Raw genomic sequence first — 20,666 nt, forward strand, 5'->3', positions numbered from 1 at the left:
TAAGTCCAATTGTATGGAATATTTCAGTTCATAAGACTTACTTATTGTCTAATGGCTAAAATTATAGACTTTGTAAAGTGGAGGTTCAATTGATGGAAACACAAGAAAAGCTTCAAGAGGTCGTACGTAATATTGAAAAAGTTATGATAGGTAAAAAGCATATAGCAGAATTGAGTGTAGTATCATTGCTTGCTCAAGGGCATGTTTTACTAGAAGATGTACCTGGCGTTGGTAAAACGATGATGGTACGAGCTTTAGCAAAATCAGTAGGAGCACAATTTAAGCGTATTCAATTTACACCGGATTTATTGCCTTCCGATGTTCTAGGTGTATCTATTTATAACCCAAAAGATATGGAATTCCATTTTCGACCGGGGCCAATCATGGGCAATATCGTATTGGCTGATGAAATTAATCGTACTTCTCCGAAGACGCAGGCTGCTTTACTTGAAGGCATGGAAGAGGCTGCTGTAACGATTGATGGCGAAACTTATAGTATCCCAAAACCTTTTTTTGTAATGGCAACACAAAATCCAATTGAGTATGAGGGAACTTATCCGTTGCCAGAAGCACAACTCGATCGATTTTTGTTGAAGATGAAAATGGGATATCCATCTTATGATGATGAAATTGAAGTACTGCGCCGTGCTGAACAAGGTAAGCCAATCGATTTATTAACATCTGTCATTACCTTAGAAGAGTTAATCACTTTGCAGCAACAAGTGAAAGATGTGTTTGTTGATGAAGTTGTGAAAGGTTATATTGTAGATTTATCTCGTGCAACGAGAGAAAACCAATATGTGTATTTGGGAGTTAGTCCACGAGGCTCTATTGCACTAATGAAAGCCGCGCAAGCTTATGCATTACTACGAGGTCGTAGCTTCGTCACACCGGATGATGTACAGTTTTTAGCACCATTTGTATTCTCACATCGTATAATGCTACGTCCTGAAGCTCGTTATGACGGTGTTTCACCAGAAGAAATTATTGGACGCATTTTAATTAATACAGCTGTGCCCATAAAAAGGTCTGCAAATCAATGACAATAAGTAGATTACGATACGTTTCAGGAAGAATTATGCGCCTGATGCTAGTCGTTTTGCTACTGCTTACTACACTAGCATTTGGCTTCATAGCAGGCGGTTTTGTAATTTGGTTTATCTTTTTCATGTTACTTCCTTTCTCAATGTATTCATTGTTGTTGGTTTTTACACCTTTAAAAAAGATGAAGGTAGAGCGCAGTATTGAACAGGAACATATGAGAAATGGTGATTCATTGAAGATGACAATGACTCTAAAGCGCAATAATAGATGGCCTATTGTATATGCAGTAATTCGTGAAGCGATGCCAAGTGAAGTCTTGGTAAATGCAACAACGGAACCAATGCAAAGGTTATTGTTAATTGGATTTAAAAAGCAAGTTAAGTGGACATATGAAGTTGAAGAAATACCGCGCGGGGAGCACTATTTACATGGTGTTGAAATAACAGTAAGTGATTTCTTTGGTTGGAATAAAAAAACGCAATTCATTTCTGCAAAGCGTACGGTCGTAGTGTATCCGAATGTGACTAAAATGATTTTTAGACCACTTAATATGAGCAAGCAAACAGGAAATGGACCGGTATCTTCCGCAATTGTACGAGATACGACGATGGTGTCAGGGTTGCGCGAGTATCAAGCAGGAGATCGCATGTCTTGGGTTCACTGGAAGACATTTGCGAAAACGGGAGAGCTTCGTTCGAAAGAATTTGAAGATCAACAATCACAAGATTTATGCCTAGTGCTAGATTGTACGCCATCAGCATTATTTGAAGATCAGGTTGAATTTGTTGCCTCTATTTTGAATGCCAGTGTTCGTCAGCAAATAGCGATGGCATTTTTATCTGCGGGTAGAGAGCGCATATATTTTGAAGCAGTTCAAACAGAAAGCCAATTGCAGCAAGCGATGTTCCATTTAGCGAGTGTACAAGATGATTTAGTAGATTCAGTCAATCGTTTGTATGGACAAGATCGTACGTTAGCGAATGCAGCTCAACTTCTTTTTGTAACAAGTAAGCTTACAACAGAGTGGCTTGATATTTTAACAAAGGCAACAATGTCATCTCGTGCCTGTCTTTGTTTTGTTATACGAAGTAAAGGACAAGTCATGTCTACCCAGGAACAGGCTATGGAGAAATTGGCTCGCACACGTGGTATAAGAGTTATTACGATTGGTAAAGAACAATTTACAGAAGCCTTTATGGGGGTGTTGAAATGACAAATCACCCTATTAAGAGAATGATTGGATTAGTGGCTCTATATATAGTGATTTTCTTCATGTTAAGAGAATGGCTTCTGCCTGTAGTTGTTTTGACTAATACAGGTCATCTAAACTTATTCTTATTATTCGTAGCTATCTGTCTACTGGCGAATATAGTCCATTTAAATGGATGGCTATCGACTATTATTAAATTTGCCTATGTATTATGGTTTTTAATGTACGTATATACAGGTACGAAAGTATTTTCAATTGAGAGTGTACTAACATTAAGTAGTGAAATTCAAAATAGTTGGTTAGCATTGATGCAAAGAGATTGGAATGGTGTGACGAATTCGTTCCGAAGTATCTTATTCTTTATCTTACTTTGGATGACAATTTATCTGATTCATTATTGGGTAACGGTGAAGCATACTATTATCCATTTCTTATTCGTAACGATTGTTTTTTTAGCTTTGTTAGATACTTTTAGTGATTATAATGCTAAGTTTGCGATTATAAGAGTTATGTTTTTAGGACTACTTTTACTTGGCACTTTATATGCTAGTCATTTATTTGAGACAAATGATATAGAGAGAAAAGGAATGAAGTATATTGCTGTTCTAATTCCATTAGCAGTTATGCTTATTGCAAGCACTATATTTGCGTATGCGATGCCCAAAAAAGGCCCTATGGTAACTATACCAAAATCAATTTCTGCACTAATGGAACAACAGGGTAAAGGCAATTCTGCTATTGGGAGAATCGGTTATGTTGAGGATGATAAAAAGTTAGGTGGTCCATTTAAAATGGATGATCGTATCGTCTTTAATGCAACAGCAGATAGTAAACAATATTGGAGAGTAGAAACAAAAGATATTTATACCTCTAAAGGATGGGAACGTAAAAAAGGGGACGTTTATGTTGAAGCTTTTAATCAAAATGCGAACATCCCTCTCACTATAAAACCAGGAAGTAAGAAAGATCAAACTACTGCGGAAATTGAAATGAAGAAAGATTTTAAATTTATCATGCAGCCATATGGTTTGATGTCAGTTGGAGATGTAGAATCAGGAGTATCTTTCTACCGAGAAATAGATGGGGAAAAAATTCGACCTTTAAAGGACGAAGATGAAATTGCATTAGAAGCGTATACGATAACCTATAGTTCACCAAAATATAGTTTACAGTCCCTCAAGAAAACACGCCCAAACGATTTAGACAAGTTATCGAAGGATTATAATACTTATTTACAATTACCTAAAACATTACCAAAACGAGTGAGAAACCTTACAAAAGACATTACGAAAGATGAAAAGAGCTTATATGGTAAGGCAAATGCAATTGTAGATTATTTTAAATATAACAATTATGTCTATAGTCGTGACGAAGTGGCGATTCCGGGGAAAAATGACGATTATGTTGATCAATTTTTGTTTGATACAAAAATGGGATATTGTGATAACTTCTCAAGCTCGATGGTTGTTATGCTGCGTTCTATTGGTATTCCTGCACGTTGGGTAAAAGGTTTTTCTGAAGGTGAAGAAGTACAGAATGTTGCTGGTAAACAGAAGGGATTTGTCATTACAAATAATAATGCTCATTCATGGGTAGAAGCATATTTACCTGGAATAGGCTGGATGTCTTTTGAACCTACAATAGGCTTTGAAGGTTTTGATAATGTGTTAGATGATGTAAAAAACCAACAACAACCTTTACCGATCAATCCTAAAAAAGAAGACAAAGAAGAAAAGCAAAAACAACAGGAAGCTGAGAAGAAGAAAGAACAGCCAAAAGAAAAGAAACAGAAACAAGAAAAAGAGAAAAAACAAGGCCAAAAAGAAAAAACGGAAGAACCAGTAATGAGTAAGAAGTCTGCAATTATGATAGCAACAATAATAGGTGCTGTAATAATACTATCCTTAATTGTAATATTATTACGTAGAAAATGGATACCTAAAGCAATGATTGGTTATTATCGTATGAAGAAGCCGGAGAGTATTTCAATAGACCATGCTTATCATCAGTTGTTGAAGCAATTAGAGCATGCTGGTCTGAAAAAAGGGAATGGGCAGACATTGCAAGACTTTGCTAGTTATGTAGATAAACGCTTAGGTACGTCACATATGAGTAAAATAACTACTTTATATGAGCGACAAATTTATAGTAATAATTATACTCAATTAGATTGGTTAGATATTAAAGAAAGTTGGGAATATTTAATCAATCGTACAAGCAGTTGATTTTAGGCGGTACAACATGTAAAATTGAGAAAAATTATATATACTGATTACCCTCATATATGTTCGAAGATAAGGTTCGGATGTCTCTACCAAGTTACCGTAAATGACTTGACTATGAAGGTGAATGACAGCGCGGATACCCGTATGCTAGCATTCACCTTTTTTGATATAGAGCATAAGGACGCGTTGGATATTATTTCAGACGCGTTCTTTGCGTATATTAATGTTAAAATGAGTAGGTAAACAGTTATTAATAAAGAAGAGGTGGAAACATTGTCAGCTAGTTCAATTTTACAAGATCAAGAAAAGATTATCGTTCTTGACTTTGGTAGCCAATATAATCAGCTAATTACTCGTCGTATTCGTGAATTCGGAGTTTACAGCGAATTGCATGCGCATACTATTACTGCAGAAGAATTAAAAGCAATGAACGCTACAGGAATTATTTTCTCTGGTGGTCCTAACTCTGTATATGATGAAAATGCATTCCATATCGATGAAGAAATCTTCAATTTAGGTCTTCCTATTTTAGGGATTTGTTACGGTATGCAATTAATGACACATGCTTTAGGTGGAAAAGTTGAAAAAGCTGCACACCGTGAGTATGGAAAAGCGGAAATTCAAGTATTGAATGACAATGCTTTATTCGGCGAATTACCGAAAGAGCAAGTTGTTTGGATGAGTCACGGTGATTTAGTAACTGTAACTCCAAAAGGCTTTGAAACAATTGCAACAAGCGCTTCATGTCCAATCGCTGCAATGGCAAATGCTGAACGTAAATTCTACGCAGTTCAATTCCACCCTGAAGTACGTCACTCAGTTTACGGAAATGACTTATTACGTCAATTCGTATTCGACGTATGTAAAGCTAAAGGCAATTGGTCAATGGAAAGTTTCGTAGAAATTGAAATTCAAAAAATTCGCGAACAAGTTGGCGACAAGAAAGTTCTTTGTGCACTTTCTGGCGGTGTAGATTCATCAGTTGTTGCTGTTCTTATCCACAAAGCTATTGGTGACCAATTAACTTGTATGTTCGTTGACCACAACTTAAACCGTAAAGGTGAAGTTGAACAAGTTATGAAAACTTTCACAGAAGGTTTCAACATGAACGTTATCAAAATTGATGCTCGTGAACGCTTCATGAGTAAATTAGCTGGCGTTTCTGATCCTGAGAAAAAACGTAAAATTATCGGTAACGAATTTATCTATGTATTCGATGAAGAAGCTTCAAAATTAGAAGGTATGGATTTCCTTGCACAAGGAACTCTTTACACTGATATTATTGAATCTGGTACATCAACTGCTCAAACAATTAAATCTCACCATAACGTAGGTGGATTACCTGAAGATATGCAGTTCGAACTTATCGAACCATTAAAAACATTATTCAAAGATGAAGTACGTGCGCTAGGTTCAGAACTTGGACTATCTGATGCAATCGTATGGCGTCAACCATTCCCAGGTCCGGGTCTTGCAATCCGTGTACTTGGCGAAGTAACAGAAGAAAAATTAAATATTGTACGTGAATCAGATGCAATCTTACGCGAAGAAATCGCCAAGCACGGCCTTGATCGCGACATTTGGCAATACTTCACAGTGCTTCCTGACCTAAAAAGCGTAGGCGTAATGGGAGACCAACGTACGTACGATTACGCAATCGGTATCCGTGCTGTAACGTCAATTGACGGAATGACTTCTGACTGGGCACGTATCCCTTGGGATGTCCTAGAAAAAATCTCAGTACGTCTAGTAAACGAAGTTGATCACATCAACCGCGTACTGTATGACATTACGTCTAAGCCACCAGCAACTATCGAGTGGGAATAGGACTGTTCAGCAATATAAACTAAACAGGTTATAAACGCAGTCATATCAATGTCTAACGTAGCTTGTTAAGAACTAAATCAATGATTAACGTACAACTATTTATATTTCAAAAAATAAACTCTCTTTTAGTTATTTATAACAAATAACTGGAAGAGGTTTTTTGTTATAGTTAAAATTAGCGACTTGATTGATGACTTTAAAATGAATCAGCAAATTTAAGGTCGTAAAGATAAGTATAATGAATACCATTTGGCTATGAATTATTTCACTAAGTTTTTACTGATATATGCAAGGTTAGGCAGTACACTAATAAAGTAAAAAGGTTTACTTCAGTAAAATAAGGTATATTATATTTGTTGAATAGATTCTCTTTAAAGACAAGAAAAGTAGGTGAACAAAGTGGGGAAATATCAATTGGATACCAAAGGTAAGGTGGCTGTGGCAAAGTATCATGAAAAACACACGCCTGCCAAATTTGATAAAAAGCAGCAACTTGAAAAAATACGTGCGGAGTATTTGAAAAAAAAGCAAAAACAAACAGATAAATAATATGAATGAAAACATAGGAAGACTAAAATCTCCCTATGTTTTTCTTATTCGAGGTTCTTTTTTCAATTGATGATAGAGTTTATTATTCTACTAAATTTTAGATTCGGTGACAAAAAACTCGGCATCAGATATCCATTCCTCACTAATTGATTTTGACATTGAAACGACATAGCCATCATTCAAAATGATAACGTTGTAAATAGGGGGTTCACCAGCTACAATTGAGGACAAGAATTACTTGATTTGAACGGATTTTTCTGTTTTGATAAAAAGGGTAAAACCTTTATATATCAATGGTTAACCGCGTACTGTATGATATTACGAGTAAGCCACCTGCTACGATTGAGTGGGAATAATGAAAAAGAGCTATAAACCTTTAATTTATAAGGTTTATAGCTTTTTCTATATAGATAGCTCCTATCTTTCTTACATAAGAGAGAATGGTTTTTATAAGAATTGTGCATTCAAGACTAATGTAGTGTTTGATAATTTTTTGAAACGTTAGCTAAATACTTCTTCAAAATCATCCATAATTTTTTACTTGCAATATAAAACAGAAGAGTAAATGGGAGAGCAGCAGGAATGCTAAGAGCAGCAGGAACTTCCCAAAATCCAAGGTTAATTATAGCGAAAGGAACATTGAATCCTAACCATGTACCGACTGTTTTAATGATTGCCGCGATTGGCGTGATAAAGGCACATACATATAAGCTTGCTGATAATATTGAGAGAAATGGGATAACAATCATACCGGAAAAACCAGTGATACTATAAAAAGCTATTAAGCGAAATATCTGCATTAAATTAAATGTTGTGTTTTTAGCCAATGTTTCACCTACATAAGATTTAGCTAAGTTAACAGGGTCACCCATGTTTTTCAATATAGTATCTATATCTAGCTGTTGGTCTATTTGGATTTCCTTTATATGGCTTTTTATTTCATTGATAATATCTGTTTTTTCAGACAGTGACAGTGGTTTTAGGTAATTAAAAACTGTCTGTAAATACTTCTCTATTTTTTGCTCCACGCTACTCTCCCTCTCTTAATTGAAGTTCAGAAATAACTGATACTAAATCAAACCATTCATTAGACATCAAATCTAAATGCGATTTCCCTTTATCTGTAAGTTCATAATACTTTCTTGAAGGTAATCCTTCTAATGAATCTTTCCAAAATGACTCAAGATAATCTTCCTTTTGCAATCTTCTTAACAGTGGATATACAGTACTCTCTTTCGCCGCTATAATATTCCAATGGCTAATTTCATGAATGATTTCATATCCATAACGAGGCTTTTTATTTATTAATAATAAAATACAATATTCTAAGATACCCCTTTTTAATTGTGATTTCCATTCAATAATGGTCACATTCTCACCTGCCTCTTACATAGTATATCGTACCGCGCAGTATATATGTCAATATTTAATGTATATGTATTTTTGTTACATATACGAAAAAATCTATATAGTGATTGACAAGATAAAAAGGAATAATTAGTATAAAGATACATCTGAATCCAGTAGAACCATTATTAAGACATGGTACGTTGATTTACCAATCCATATACAGGTTAAATAGATGGTACATCTACGTTTAGGAATTTGGGATAGCTGATGTTGAAGTGGTAAAACATATTTACATCAAACGGTATATTCAGCGGTATCAGCATTAAGGAGTATTGAATTTTATTACAATCGATGGCAATGTGTCTATGCAAAGGGTGTTTTACGCATTCACTGAAGACTCAACCTAATATAAAGTTGACAATAATCGCATTTTAATGTTTAATCTACCTTACGGAAGGTAAAAAAGAGGTGCGATATGAATAAAGGTCAAGAAACTTATCAAAGAGTAATCGATACTGCTATTTATCTATTTGCGAAAGAAGGAATACATAAAACAAGTTTTGCAATGATTGCTAAAGAGGTGGGGATGACAAAGCCGTCACTTTATTATTATGTTGAATCGAAGGATGAACTGATTAAAAAGGTTTTTGTTTATATTTTTGAAGACTATGCATTTGAGAATTATTTTAAAGTGGAAGATATGACAAAAGATAATTTAATGGATCAGCTATATACAGGTGGTATGACTTATTTAAATGAGATTCAAGAGCAGGAAGTATTGTTGAACTTATTAAGTGAATATACTTTGTATGCAAATCGTAATAAAGAAGTAGACGAGACTTATATTCAAAAAATAAAAGAAGTACAGAAAATGTTTATTGATGGCTTTGTTCATGTATTAAAGAAAGCTACAGAGTTTGGCTTAATGGAGGAAAACAACCTTCAAGCAAAAGCTGGAGTCTTAGCTTTAATGCTAGATAACCTTTTGAATTATAAAATGCTAGATATGCAAATAGAGGAATCGGCTATTTGGAGTCAAACAATTACAGATGTAATGAAGTAAGAGGAGTGTGAAGGGATGAATCGTTCAACCGTGCATTTGAATTTTTCTAAAGTGGATAAATTATTTCTTTGGTTGATTTTACCGCTCATTGGTTTAGTAATAGGTTATTTTTTGCCTCCAATATCAGAATGGGTAAGTAAGTTAGAGTGGATTCCGTTTCAAGGGCCGTTTAATTTGGTCGCTAGTCTCAATGAGGGGTGGGTTATTTTTGCTACGATGGCATTTGGATTAGCCGCGGGCATAATATTGACTCTATTCATTTATAATGAAATATTGAATATTTATATTAGCGAAGATACATTAGCTTTTAAAATTGGGAAAATTGATATGAGTTATGACAAAGATGATATTAGCTATATTTATGTAGATCACAAAGATTTAGTTGTAATTGGGCATGATGGTTATGAACTTTTTAGGTATGAAAAAGAACTTAGCACTAAAATAATAAAAGAAGAACTTGGTGAATGGGGTTATCTTTTTAAGGATGGAAACCCATATAAGGAACAATTTAAGAAATGGGTACCTGGATTAACTGATTTACCGCTTGAAGCAAATGCGTTGTTAAAGGCAAGAGATGTAGCGCTTCAAAATGATGATAGTGAAGAGGCTTTGCAAATTGTATTTGAATTGTGGAAGCTCCATGTTTCGGTAAAAGAGATTAAATCAAAGCAATATTATAGAGTAGTGTAAGAAAAAAATAGCCGTACCTCCTAATCGAAGGAGGTACGGCTATTTTACAGTTTCTATTGAATATTAATCCCAAGAATAGCGACGATAGCAGTAGCTTGATCATGGCGAATAGATAAACCCTTTGCTAATGTTGGGTCTAAATTGATTTGTTCGAAATAACAAGAAGATAAATCGATTCCTTTTAAATGTGTATCAGAAAAGTCAGCTGCGTTTAGTTCCATTCCTTGGAACGTTACTTGAGTTAAATTTACATCTTGTAAAGTACTTTCGTTTAATTGGCCATCTTTAAAAGCAACGGCATTCATTTTCGATTCGGAAAATGTGCCGTAATTTAAAAGACAATCGAGTAATTCAACATTTTTGAGCTGTGTACGGAAGAAGCTAGAACCAATTAGTTTGCAAGTATCAAACTTGACTCGATAAAAAACAGATTCGGCGAAATTACAATTTGATAAATCGCATTTTGAGAAAATGACATCTAAAAATTCCATTTTAGTGAAATCATCTGTAAGGAACACGCAGTTCTCGAATTTAACTTCGTTTAATTGGCGAGTACCAAACCGACAATCAATTTGACATCCTTTTAGTAATGAGTTCGCTTCAATTTCTTCTAGCATTATCTCTTCATTTTCGATAGTTGATAAATAATGTTGCGAAGGTTCTATTATTTTAGGCATGTTATAAATCCTCTCCAATCCACTTTGTATCATTTTATCAATAATACTCTAGATAAACACATAATAAACTGCTGGAATATGTAATGTAAAAATAAAGTGATTAGGGATAAAACACCCCATACACGAACTATAATGAGGGAAAATATAAAAATGTTCGGAAAAGGTATTGAAAGTAATGAGTGGGAGTGATATATTAACTACTATAAATAAATAACGTCGTCGTATAATCACGGGAATATGGCCCGAGAGTATCTACCAAGTTACCTTAAAAAACTTGACTACGATTAAAAGAATTGGCTTTGCCGATACTTTTATTAACTTGTGAGTATGAATACTTAGCAAGGAATCGTAGACATTCGACTATTTTAAACTAGTTGCATGTCTTTTTTATTCTCAAAAATGTATGAGACGACATACGGAGGATTATCATGAAAAAGTATTTCCAATTTGAAGAACTTGGAACAAATTACCGCCGCGAGATTATAGGTGGTATCACAACATTCTTAGCAATGGCGTATATTTTGGCGGTGAACCCAGGGATTTTAGGGGACGCTGGTATGGATAAAGGTGCTGTGTTCGTAGCTACAGCATTAGCAGCAGCTGCTGGTTCATTGGTGATGGGGATTTTTGCTAAGTTCCCGATTGCATTAGCGCCAGGTATGGGGCTTAACGCATTCTTCGCTTACACAGTAGTATTAACATATGGTATTCCATGGCAAACAGGTTTAACTGGTGTATTCTTCTCAGGCATTATTTTCATTATCTTATCTTTAACAGGTGTTCGTGAAACCGTTATTAATGCTATTCCGACACAATTAAAATATGCAGTATCAGCAGGTATTGGTTTATTCGTAACTTTTGTTGGTTTAAAGGGAGCAGGAATTATTGTTGCTAATGAAGCAACACTTGTTACCTTAGGGGAGTTTAAAGGGGCAACATTATTAGCGGTATTCGGTATCGTTTTAACAGTCATCTTTATGGCTAGAAATATTAAAGGGTCAATTTTCTTAGGTATTATCATTACAGCAATCGTTGGTATGATCTTCAACTTAATTGATACACCAACTGCTGTTGTATCAAGTATTCCTGATGTGTCTTCAACATTCGGGGTAGCGTTAGATCCTATTTTTGATGGATTCTCAAATGGATTCAAAGAATTAATCAATGTTCAATTCTTAATCGTTGTACTAACATTTTTATTCGTGGATTTCTTTGATACAGCGGGAACACTAATGGCTGTAGCAAACCAAGCAGGTTTAGTTAAAGATGATAAATTACCACGTGCAGGTCGTGCTTTAATGGCAGATGCTATTGCAACAACAATCGGTTCTTTATTTGGTACATCTACAACAACAGCTTATGTTGAATCTTCATCAGGTGTTGCTGCTGGAGCGCGTTCAGGTTTCTCGGCAGTTGTAACAGCAGTACTATTCTTACTAGCAATGTTCTTCTTCCCGCTATTGGATGTAATTACATCAGCAGTAACTGCGCCAGCGCTAGTGATTGTTGGAGTGTTGATGGTTTCATCATTACGCCTAATCGAGTGGAATAAATTCGAAATTGCAGTACCGGCATTCTTAACAATGATCATGATGCCGTTAGGTTATAGTATCGCAACAGGTATTGCAGTAGGTTTTATCTTCTACCCGATTACAATGTTATTAGCAGGTAGAAAGAAAGAAATTCATCCATTAATGTATGTACTATTCTTTGTTTTCCTTGCTTACTTCATCTGGGTACGATAAATAAAACAGTATTATATAGAAGAAGCTCCCTCCAAATGGTAGGGAGCTTCTTCTATATATAAAGAGAGTTGTAGAATCTTTTACTAATTAATGAAACTTTTTAATAGAAAACTATTGCAACATATCACTTTAGGTGATATAGTAAGTAACGTTGTCACAGAGACAATGAAATTACAACTTAAACACTTAGTTAAAACATTTTATACAAAGGTGTTGACAACAAGCTATTAAGTTGTTATGATATAAAAGTTGCTGATTGAGCAACGCTGTTGTATTCAGGTAAACAACTTAAAAAGAAATTCTAAAATAGTTGTTGACAACGAAAAGTTATCCTGATATAATAAGTGAGCTGCTAAAGAAGCGGTAAACATAATGAACCTTGAAAACTGAACAAGCAAGACGTTAATCAATAAATGTTTTTGGACATCAACTCTGTTGGTGAATCAAAACGAAATAGATATCATCTTCGGATGATACGCTAGCAAAGCTAATGAGCTTTCAAACTACTTTTATGGAGAGTTTGATCCTGGCTCAGGACGAACGCTGGCGGCGTGCCTAATACATGCAAGTCGAGCGAATGATGAAGAAGCTTGCTTCTTCTGATTTAGCGGCGGACGGGTGAGTAACACGTGGGCAACCTACCTAGTAGATTGGGATAACTCCGGGAAACCGGGGCTAATACCGAATAATCCATTTTGTCACATGGCAAAATGCTGAAAGGCGGTTTCGGCTGTCACTACTAGATGGGCCCGCGGTGCATTAGCTAGTTGGTGGGGTAATGGCCTACCAAGGCAACGATGCATAGCCGACCTGAGAGGGTGATCGGCCACATTGGGACTGAGACACGGCCCAAACTCCTACGGGAGGCAGCAGTAGGGAATCTTCCACAATGGACGAAAGTCTGATGGAGCAACGCCGCGTGAGTGATGAAGGTTTTCGGATCGTAAAACTCTGTTGTAAGGGAAGAACAAGTACGTTAGTAACTGAACGTACCTTGACGGTACCTTATTAGAAAGCCACGGCTAACTACGTGCCAGCAGCCGCGGTAATACGTAGGTGGCAAGCGTTGTCCGGATTTATTGGGCGTAAAGCGCGCGCAGGTGGTTTCTTAAGTCTGATGTGAAAGCCCACGGCTCAACCGTGGAGGGTCATTGGAAACTGGGAGACTTGAGTGCAGAAGAGGAAAGTGGAATTCCAAGTGTAGCGGTGAAATGCGTAGAGATTTGGAGGAACACCAGTGGCGAAGGCGACTTTCTGGTCTGTAACTGACACTGAGGCGCGAAAGCGTGGGGAGCAAACAGGATTAGATACCCTGGTAGTCCACGCCGTAAACGATGAGTGCTAAGTGTTAGGGGGTTTCCGCCCCTTAGTGCTGCAGCTAACGCATTAAGCACTCCGCCTGGGGAGTACGGCCGCAAGGTTGAAACTCAAAGGAATTGACGGGGGCCCGCACAAGCGGTGGAGCATGTGGTTTAATTCGAAGCAACGCGAAGAACCTTACCAGGTCTTGACATCCCAATGACCGCTCTAGAGATAGAGTTTTCCCTTCGGGGACATTGGTGACAGGTGGTGCATGGTTGTCGTCAGCTCGTGTCGTGAGATGTTGGGTTAAGTCCCGCAACGAGCGCAACCCTTGATCTTAGTTGCCATCATTTAGTTGGGCACTCTAAGGTGACTGCCGGTGACAAACCGGAGGAAGGTGGGGATGACGTCAAATCATCATGCCCCTTATGACCTGGGCTACACACGTGCTACAATGGACGATACAAAGAGTCGCTAACTCGCGAGGGTATGCTAATCTCATAAAATCGTTCTCAGTTCGGATTGTAGGCTGCAACTCGCCTACATGAAGCCGGAATCGCTAGTAATCGTGGATCAGCATGCCACGGTGAATACGTTCCCGGGCCTTGTACACACCGCCCGTCACACCACGAGAGTTTGTAACACCCGAAGTCGGTGAGGTAACCTTTATGGAGCCAGCCGCCGAAGGTGGGATAGATGATTGGGGTGAAGTCGTAACAAGGTAGCCGTATCGGAAGGTGCGGCTGGATCACCTCCTTTCTAAGGATAATTACGGAAACAGATCTTGGATCTGTCGATTAACGTCTTGCGTTCAGTTTTGAAGGCTCATTGTAAAATGATCTTCAAAACCTTGTTCTTTGAAAACTGGATAAAACGACATTGAAGCAAATTAAGTAACACATTTTTTATTATTAAGTTTTTTAGGCTTAATAACTAACTTTTAGGTTAAGTTATTAAGGGCGCATGGCGGATGCCTTGGCACTAGGAGCCGAAGAAGGACGGCACTAACACCGATATGCTTCGGGGAGCTGTAAGTGAGCTTTGATCCGGAGATTTCCGAATGGGGGAACCCACTGTTCGTAATGGAGCAGTATCTTGACGTGAATACATAGCGTCTTGATGGCAGACCCAGGGAACTGAAACATCTAAGTACCTGGAGGAAGAGAAAGAAAAATCGATTCCCTGAGTAGCGGCGAGCGAAACGGGAATAGCCCAAACCAAGAGGCTTGCCTCTTGGGGTTGTAGGACACTCTATATGGAGTTACAAAGGAATGAGTTAAACGAAGCGGTCTGGAAAGGCCCGCCAGAGCAGGTAACAGCCCTGTAGTTGAAAGTTCATTCTCTCTTGAGTGTATCCTGAGTACGGCGGAACACGTGAAATTCCGTCGGAATCTGGGAGGACCATCTCCCAAGGCTAAATACTACCTAGTGACCGATAGTGAACCAGTACCGTGAGGGAAAGGTGAAAAGCACCCCGGAAGGGGAGTGAAATAGATCCTGAAACCATGTGCCTACAAGTAGTTAGAGCCCGTTAATGGGTGATAGCGTGCCTTTTGTAGAATGAACCGGCGAGTTACGATTACATGCGAGGTTAAGTTTTAGAAGACGGAGCCGTAGCGAAAGCGAGTCTGAATAGGGCGAATGAGTATGTGGTTGTAGACCCGAAACCAGGTGATCTACCCATGTCCAGGGTGAAGGTAAGGTAACACTTACTGGAGGCCCGAACCCACGTACGTTGAAAAGTGCGGGGATGAGGTGTGGGTAGCGGAGAAATTCCAATCGAACCTGGAGATAGCTGGTTCTCTCCGAAATAGCTTTAGGGCTAGCCTCGTGATAGAGAATCCTGGAGGTAGAGCACTGTTTGAACTAGGGGTCCATCCCGGATTACCGAATTCAGACAAACTCCGAATGCCAGTGATTTATGCACGGGAGTCAGACTGCGAGTGATAAGATCCGTAGTCAAAAGGGAAACAGCCCAGACCACCAGCTAAGGTCCCAAAGTAATTGTTAAGTGGAAAAGGATGTGACGTTGCTTAGACAACCAGGATGTTGGCTCAGAAGCAGCCATCATTTAAAGAGTGCGTAATAGCTCACTGGTCGAGTGACGCTGCGCCGAAAATGTATCGGGGCTAAACAATTCACCGAAGCTGTGGATGGACATCTTAGATGTCCGTGGTAGGAGAGCGTTCTAAGTGCTGTGAAGTCAGACCGGAAGGACTGGTGGAGCGCTTAGAAGTGAGAATGCCGGTATGAGTAGCGAAAGACGGGTGAGAATCCCGTCCACCGAATGACTAAGGTTTCCTGAGGAAGGCTCGTCCGCTCAGGGTTAGTCGGGACCTAAGCCGAGGCCGATAGGCGTAGGCGATGGACAACAGGTTGATATTCCTGTACCACCTATTTACCATTTGAGCAATGGGGGGACGCAGTAGGATAGGGTAAGCATGCTGTTGGTTATGCATGTTCAAGCAGTGAGGCGTGAAATGAGGCAAATCCCATTTCTATAACGTTGAGCTGTGATGACGAGGACGTATGTCCGGAGTTCCTGATTTCACACTGCCAAGAAAAGCCTCTAGCGAGGTAAAAGGTGCCCGTACCGCAAACCGACACAGGTAGTCGAGGAGAGAATCCTAAGGTGTGCGAGAGAACTCTCGTTAAGGAACTCGGCAAAATGACCCCGTAACTTCGGGAGAAGGGGTGCTCTAGTAGGGTGAAAGCCCGAGAGAGCCGCAGTGAATAGGCCCAGGCGACTGTTTAGCAAAAACACAGGTCTCTGCAAAACCGTAAGGTGACGTATAGGGGCTGACGCCTGCCCGGTGCTGGAAGGTTAAGAGGAGTGCTTAGCGCAAGCGAAGGTGCGAATTGAAGCCCCAGTAAACGGCGGCCGTAACTATAACGGTCCTAAGGTAGCGAAATTCCTTGTCGGGTAAGTTCCGACCCGCACGAAAGGCGTAACGATCTGGGCACTGTCTCAACGAGAGACTCGGTGAAATTATAGTACCTGTGAAGATGCAGGTTACCCGCGACAGGACGGAAAGACCCCGTGGAGCTTTACTGTAGCCTGATATTGAATTTTGATACAGCTTGTACAGGATAGGTAGGAGCCAGAGATTCCGGAGCGCCAGCTTCGGAGGAGGCGTTGGTGGGATACTACCCTAGCTGTATTGAACTTCTAACCCATGCCCCTTAGCGGGGTAGGAGACAGTGTCAGGCGGGCAGTTTGACTGGGGCGGTCGCCTCCTAAAGAGTAACGGAGGCGCCCAAAGGTTCCCTCAGAATGGTTGGAAATCATTCGTAGAGTGTAAAGGCATAAGGGAGCTTGACTGCGAGACCTACAAGTCGAGCAGGGTCGAAAGACGGGCTTAGTGATCCGGTGGTTCCGCATGGAAGGGCCATCGCTCAACGGATAAAAGCTACCCCGGGGATAACAGGCTTATCTCCCCCAAGAGTCCACATCGACGGGGAGGTTTGGCACCTCGATGTCGGCTCATCGCATCCTGGGGCTGTAGTCGGTCCCAAGGGTTGGGCTGTTCGCCCATTAAAGCGGTACGCGAGCTGGGTTCAGAACGTCGTGAGACAGTTCGGTCCCTATCCGTCGTGGGCGTAGGAAATTTGAGAGGAGCTGTCCTTAGTACGAGAGGACCGGGATGGACACACCGCTGGTGTACCAGTTGTTCTGCCAAGGGCATCGCTGGGTAGCTATGTGTGGACGGGATAAGTGCTGAAAGCATCTAAGCATGAAGCCCCCCTCAAGATGAGATTTCCCATTACGCAAGTAAGTAAGATCCCTCAAAGACGATGAGGTAGATAGGTTCGAGGTGGAAGTGTGGCGACATACGGAGCTGACGAATACTAATAGATCGAGGACTTAACCAAATTTTACTTAGCGAACTTCAATGTAATTTATCCAGTTTTGAGAGAACAAGTTCTCTATAAAAGAGTTTCAATACAACATGTATTGGAAGTCGAATATAGTCTAGTGATGATGGCAAAGAGGTCACACCCGTTCCCATGCCGAACACGGAAGTTAAGCTCTTTAGCGCCGATGGTAGTTGGGGGTTTCCCCCTGTGAGAGTAGGACGTTGCTAGGCATACTAAGGCACAACTGATTTTATCAGTTGTGTCTTTTTTATTTTCGATATGAGTGAATTAAAAAATGATGGAAATTAATACTGTAGACGTTTTAAGCTTAGCTTATTCTTCAGGGGGTGTTGAACCTTGTATTGGAGATAGTGAAAGATCCAGCAACTGTTTTATAGCAGCTCCTAGATGTTTTGAAATCGAGGAAGGATTACGCAAAGAATGTTCCATACTTGTATTTCATGATGATTAGCCTGGTACAGCGATAGTAGTTGGTGTTGGTCTAAAAATATGCCCTAAAGATCCTTGATAAGGATAAGAGCACTGTACGCGTTGTTATAAATGGTGTAGGAGCTTCAGGTGTAGCTATTATAAAGATATTGAAACAAATTAGCTATGAACACATTATTATCTGTGATTCAACAGGTATCATCTATGAAGGTCGCGAAAAAGGAAGCTGTTTTTGCAATTGCATCATTAATTGATGATAATGATATAGCACAAAGTGTGATTATTCAGGATGGTGTAGCTCCAATAGTAGCAAAAGCTGTTAGTGAAGCTGCAATCAGCACAGGTGTTAGAAAAAAAACTAAAGTTATCGAAAATAATTAAAGTAAAGGGTTGTCCTAAAAAAGTCGATAAAAATGACTTTTGAAATGGCAGCCCTTTTTCTTACATTTAAATAGAAGAGAACATAATTTCATGAAAATTTACGAGTAAGAAATGAAGAAAGCAAGCTATAATAAGAATAATGTTATTAAAGGAAGTGAAAGTGTGAGTAAAAAGCAAGTGTGGTTTGAAGTGGAAGAAAACGAAACGATTGATGCGTGTTTGCAACGCATGAATAAGGCAGGGTATATGCCGATTGCACGAAAAGAGGAACCTCTTTTTGAAATGAAAGAAGGAAATCCAGTTCCAGTTCGTCAAATAATACGATTTAAAGGTATGTTATGTGAAGATTAACTAGAAAATTAATCTAAATACGAACGATTTCTTTTAACTAAAATATATTGTTCGTATATTTACATTGACTTGTACTCATTCAATTGTTAAAATGTGAGAAGGAAAACATCGAATCCCCATATATGCTAAGGAATTGGCCTTAGTGTCTCTACCCGACACCGTAAATGTCGGACTATGCGGGAAAGCAACTTTTGGAATGAGAGTGAAAGGTGTGACACAATTGCGTACCGCTAATGTATCTAAGCCTGCCTCTTTTGTTATGTCCTCAAGTAAATTGCTTTCACGCATGGTTGTGTGAAGTATTTTATTTGGGGACTTTTATTTGTTTAAAGGAGCGGAATGTATGAGTTCAAAAATCGGCGTGATCATGGGAAGTTCGAGTGATTGGGAAACAATGAAACATGCGTGTGAGGTATTAGATGAATTGCAGATTCCATATGAGAAAAAAGTGGTATCGGCACATAGAACACCAGATTTGATGTTTGAATATGCACAGGAAGCTCGTACAAGAGGGCTTCATGTCATTATTGCAGGAGCAGGTGGTGCAGCGCATTTACCAGGTATGGTAGCAGCAAAAACAACTTTACCGGTCATTGGTGTACCTGTTCAATCAAAAGCATTAAATGGCCTTGATTCTTTATTATCTATCGTTCAAATGCCTGGTGGTGTTCCAGTAGCAACTGTAGCTATTGGTAAAGCGGGTGCGACTAACGCAGGACTTCTAGCAGCTCAAATTCTATCAACAACCGATTTTGAAATTACAGAAAAAATTGAAGCGCGACGCCAAGCAATGAAAATGAAAGCTCTAGAAAGTTCAGGTGAGTTAGAGTGACGAAAATTTATCCTGGTCAAACTATCGGTATAATTGGTGGCGGTCAACTTGGGCGTATGATGGCAATGGCTGCAAAGGAAGCAGGTTTTAAAATTGCTGTACTTGAGCCTACAATGGATTCACCATGTGGCCAAATTGCAGATATACGGATCGTCGCCCCATATAACGACGAAGCGGCATTAGAAGAGCTTGCGGAGGTCAGTGATGTTATAACATTTGAATTTGAAAATATTGATTATGCAGGTTTGAAACGATTATCTGAAATTGCCTATGTACCTCAAGGTGCGGAACTCGTACGTATTACACAAGATCGTATTCTTGAAAAAGCTGCTATTAATAAAGCCGGTTGTCCAGTTGCAACATACATAGCTGCTGAAAGCTTCGAGGAGCTTCAAAGTAAAATCGAAACTGTTGGTTACCCTTGCGTCGTAAAAACTGCACGAGGTGGTTACGATGGAAAAGGCCAACAGACACTACGATCAAAAAATGATCTGCCATTAACGAAATCTCTATTTGAACATTCTGCTTGTGTAGCAGAAGCGTTTGTACCATTTGAGAAAGAAATTTCTGTCATCGTACAACGTAATGTTCAAGGAGAAACGTTTTGTCTTCCTATTGGAGAAAATATTCATGTGAATCATATTTTACACAAAACGATCGTACCAGCACGTATTTCAGAGAAAACTGCTAATAAAGCTACGGAAGAAGCAGAAAAAATTGCGAATCATCTTAAATTAGTGGGTACACTAGCTATTGAACTATTTGTTTTAGAGGACGGACACGTTATTATTAATGAGTTAGCACCTCGTCCACATAACTCAGGACATTATTCAATTGAGGCTTGTAACATTTCACAATTCCATCAGCATATTCGTGCTGTATGTGGTTGGCCATTACGCGAACCACAATTATGGTCGCCTTCGATTATGATTAATGTGCTTGGACAACATGTCGTACCACTGAGCAACTCTATTTCAAAATACTCTGATTGGTCTATTCATTTATATGGTAAGCAAGAAGCAAAACATAACCGTAAAATGGGCCATGTCACAATTATGACAAGCGACATTGAAAAAACGTTAACAGAAATTAAGGATTCCCACGTTTGGTAG

At 39.0% G+C, this 20,666-nt stretch carries 16 protein-coding genes, 3 rRNA genes and 3 riboswitches; of the genes, 16 read left to right on the plus strand and 3 right to left on the minus strand.

The features are described 5' to 3' along the window. The first annotated feature begins 92 nt into the window (after nt 1–92). The 6 genes from ACZLO7_RS03215 to ACZLO7_RS03240 all read left to right on the plus strand — a co-directional run bounded on the left by ACZLO7_RS03215 (nt 93) and on the right by ACZLO7_RS03240 (nt 7,211). Complete coding sequence (locus ACZLO7_RS03215; protein ID WP_464940142.1) at nt 93–1,043, plus strand: AAA family ATPase; 951 nt, start codon at nt 93–95, stop codon at nt 1,041–1,043. After that, nucleotides 1,040–2,257, plus strand: coding sequence for a DUF58 domain-containing protein (locus ACZLO7_RS03220; protein ID WP_464940141.1), 1,218 nt, complete (start codon nt 1,040–1,042; stop codon nt 2,255–2,257). Before ACZLO7_RS03215 ends, ACZLO7_RS03220 begins: the two co-directional genes overlap by 4 nt. Next, nucleotides 2,254–4,479: a DUF4129 domain-containing transglutaminase family protein gene (locus tag ACZLO7_RS03225; protein WP_464940140.1), complete on the plus strand. Its 2,226-nt coding sequence runs from the start codon at nt 2,254–2,256 to the stop codon at nt 4,477–4,479. The genes ACZLO7_RS03220 and ACZLO7_RS03225 overlap by 4 nt, the downstream gene beginning before the upstream one ends. Nucleotides 4,480–4,512: 33 nt before the next feature. Continuing rightward, a riboswitch (purine riboswitch) is annotated at nt 4,513–4,614 on the plus strand. Between the two features lie 138 nt (nt 4,615–4,752). After that, complete coding sequence (gene guaA / locus ACZLO7_RS03230) at nt 4,753–6,306, plus strand: glutamine-hydrolyzing GMP synthase (RefSeq protein ID WP_464940139.1); 1,554 nt, start codon at nt 4,753–4,755, stop codon at nt 6,304–6,306. A gap of 399 nt (nt 6,307–6,705) precedes the next feature. Continuing rightward, a complete protein-coding gene (locus ACZLO7_RS03235; protein WP_464940138.1) occupies nt 6,706–6,855 on the plus strand; it encodes a hypothetical protein in 150 nt (49 codons plus the stop codon). A gap of 287 nt (nt 6,856–7,142) precedes the next feature. Further along, the gene (locus tag ACZLO7_RS03240) at nt 7,143–7,211 is read left to right on the plus strand and encodes a GMP synthase (glutamine-hydrolyzing) (RefSeq protein WP_464940185.1); all 69 of its coding nucleotides are present in this window, start codon (nt 7,143–7,145) and stop codon (nt 7,209–7,211) included. A gap of 114 nt (nt 7,212–7,325) precedes the next feature. Here the strand turns inward: ACZLO7_RS03240 and ACZLO7_RS03245 are convergent, their stop codons facing one another. Both ACZLO7_RS03245 and ACZLO7_RS03250 read right to left on the minus strand, forming a co-directional pair. Further along, complete coding sequence (locus ACZLO7_RS03245; RefSeq protein ID WP_464940137.1) at nt 7,326–7,883, minus strand: HAAS signaling domain-containing protein; 558 nt, start codon at nt 7,881–7,883, stop codon at nt 7,326–7,328. A 1-nt stretch (nt 7,884) separates the two neighbouring features. After that, nucleotides 7,885–8,226 carry a PadR family transcriptional regulator gene (locus tag ACZLO7_RS03250; RefSeq protein ID WP_464940136.1) on the minus strand — a complete coding sequence of 114 codons (342 nt, stop codon included), beginning with the start codon at nt 8,224–8,226 and terminating at the stop codon, nt 7,885–7,887. A 454-nt stretch (nt 8,227–8,680) separates the two neighbouring features. Between ACZLO7_RS03250 and ACZLO7_RS03255 the strand changes: the two genes are divergently transcribed. Continuing rightward, the gene (locus ACZLO7_RS03255; protein ID WP_464940135.1) at nt 8,681–9,268 is read left to right on the plus strand and encodes a TetR/AcrR family transcriptional regulator; all 588 of its coding nucleotides are present in this window, start codon (nt 8,681–8,683) and stop codon (nt 9,266–9,268) included. 15 nt (nt 9,269–9,283) lie between these two features. Then, nucleotides 9,284–9,958: a YqeB family protein gene (locus ACZLO7_RS03260; RefSeq protein ID WP_464940134.1), complete on the plus strand. Its 675-nt coding sequence runs from the start codon at nt 9,284–9,286 to the stop codon at nt 9,956–9,958. Between the two features lie 53 nt (nt 9,959–10,011). Here ACZLO7_RS03260 and ACZLO7_RS03265 read toward each other — a convergent pair whose 3' ends face one another. After that, a complete protein-coding gene (locus tag ACZLO7_RS03265; protein WP_464940133.1) occupies nt 10,012–10,635 on the minus strand; it encodes a pentapeptide repeat-containing protein in 624 nt (207 codons plus the stop codon). A 199-nt stretch (nt 10,636–10,834) separates the two neighbouring features. Beyond that, a riboswitch (purine riboswitch) is annotated at nt 10,835–10,936 on the plus strand. Between the two features lie 127 nt (nt 10,937–11,063). Here ACZLO7_RS03265 and ACZLO7_RS03270 point away from each other — a divergent pair. The 8 genes from ACZLO7_RS03270 (at nt 11,064) to purK (ending at nt 20,666) form a co-directional block, all read left to right on the plus strand. Further along, the gene (locus ACZLO7_RS03270; protein ID WP_464940132.1) at nt 11,064–12,380 is read left to right on the plus strand and encodes an NCS2 family permease; all 1,317 of its coding nucleotides are present in this window, start codon (nt 11,064–11,066) and stop codon (nt 12,378–12,380) included. Nucleotides 12,381–12,888: 508 nt separating this feature from the next. Continuing rightward, a 16S ribosomal RNA gene (locus ACZLO7_RS03275) occupies nt 12,889–14,441 on the plus strand. 184 nt (nt 14,442–14,625) lie between these two features. Continuing rightward, nucleotides 14,626–17,555, plus strand: a 23S ribosomal RNA gene (locus tag ACZLO7_RS03280). Between the two features lie 99 nt (nt 17,556–17,654). Next, nucleotides 17,655–17,770: ribosomal RNA gene (rrf, locus tag ACZLO7_RS03285) — 5S ribosomal RNA — on the plus strand. The 16S, 23S and 5S rRNA genes sit together here, the layout of an rRNA operon. Before the next feature lie 424 nt (nt 17,771–18,194). Continuing rightward, nucleotides 18,195–18,371: a hypothetical protein gene (locus tag ACZLO7_RS03290; protein ID WP_464939260.1), complete on the plus strand. Its 177-nt coding sequence runs from the start codon at nt 18,195–18,197 to the stop codon at nt 18,369–18,371. Between the two features lie 162 nt (nt 18,372–18,533). Beyond that, a complete protein-coding gene (locus ACZLO7_RS03295) occupies nt 18,534–18,722 on the plus strand; it encodes an NETI motif-containing protein (RefSeq protein ID WP_464939259.1) in 189 nt (62 codons plus the stop codon). Between the two features lie 96 nt (nt 18,723–18,818). Beyond that, a riboswitch (purine riboswitch) is annotated at nt 18,819–18,917 on the plus strand. A gap of 148 nt (nt 18,918–19,065) precedes the next feature. After that, nucleotides 19,066–19,554 carry a 5-(carboxyamino)imidazole ribonucleotide mutase gene (gene purE / locus ACZLO7_RS03300; RefSeq protein ID WP_464939258.1) on the plus strand — a complete coding sequence of 163 codons (489 nt, stop codon included), beginning with the start codon at nt 19,066–19,068 and terminating at the stop codon, nt 19,552–19,554. After that, complete coding sequence (gene purK, locus ACZLO7_RS03305) at nt 19,551–20,666, plus strand: 5-(carboxyamino)imidazole ribonucleotide synthase (protein ID WP_464939257.1); 1,116 nt, start codon at nt 19,551–19,553, stop codon at nt 20,664–20,666. Before purE ends, purK begins: the two co-directional genes overlap by 4 nt.

This window comes from Viridibacillus sp. d25.2, from assembly GCF_055456015.2.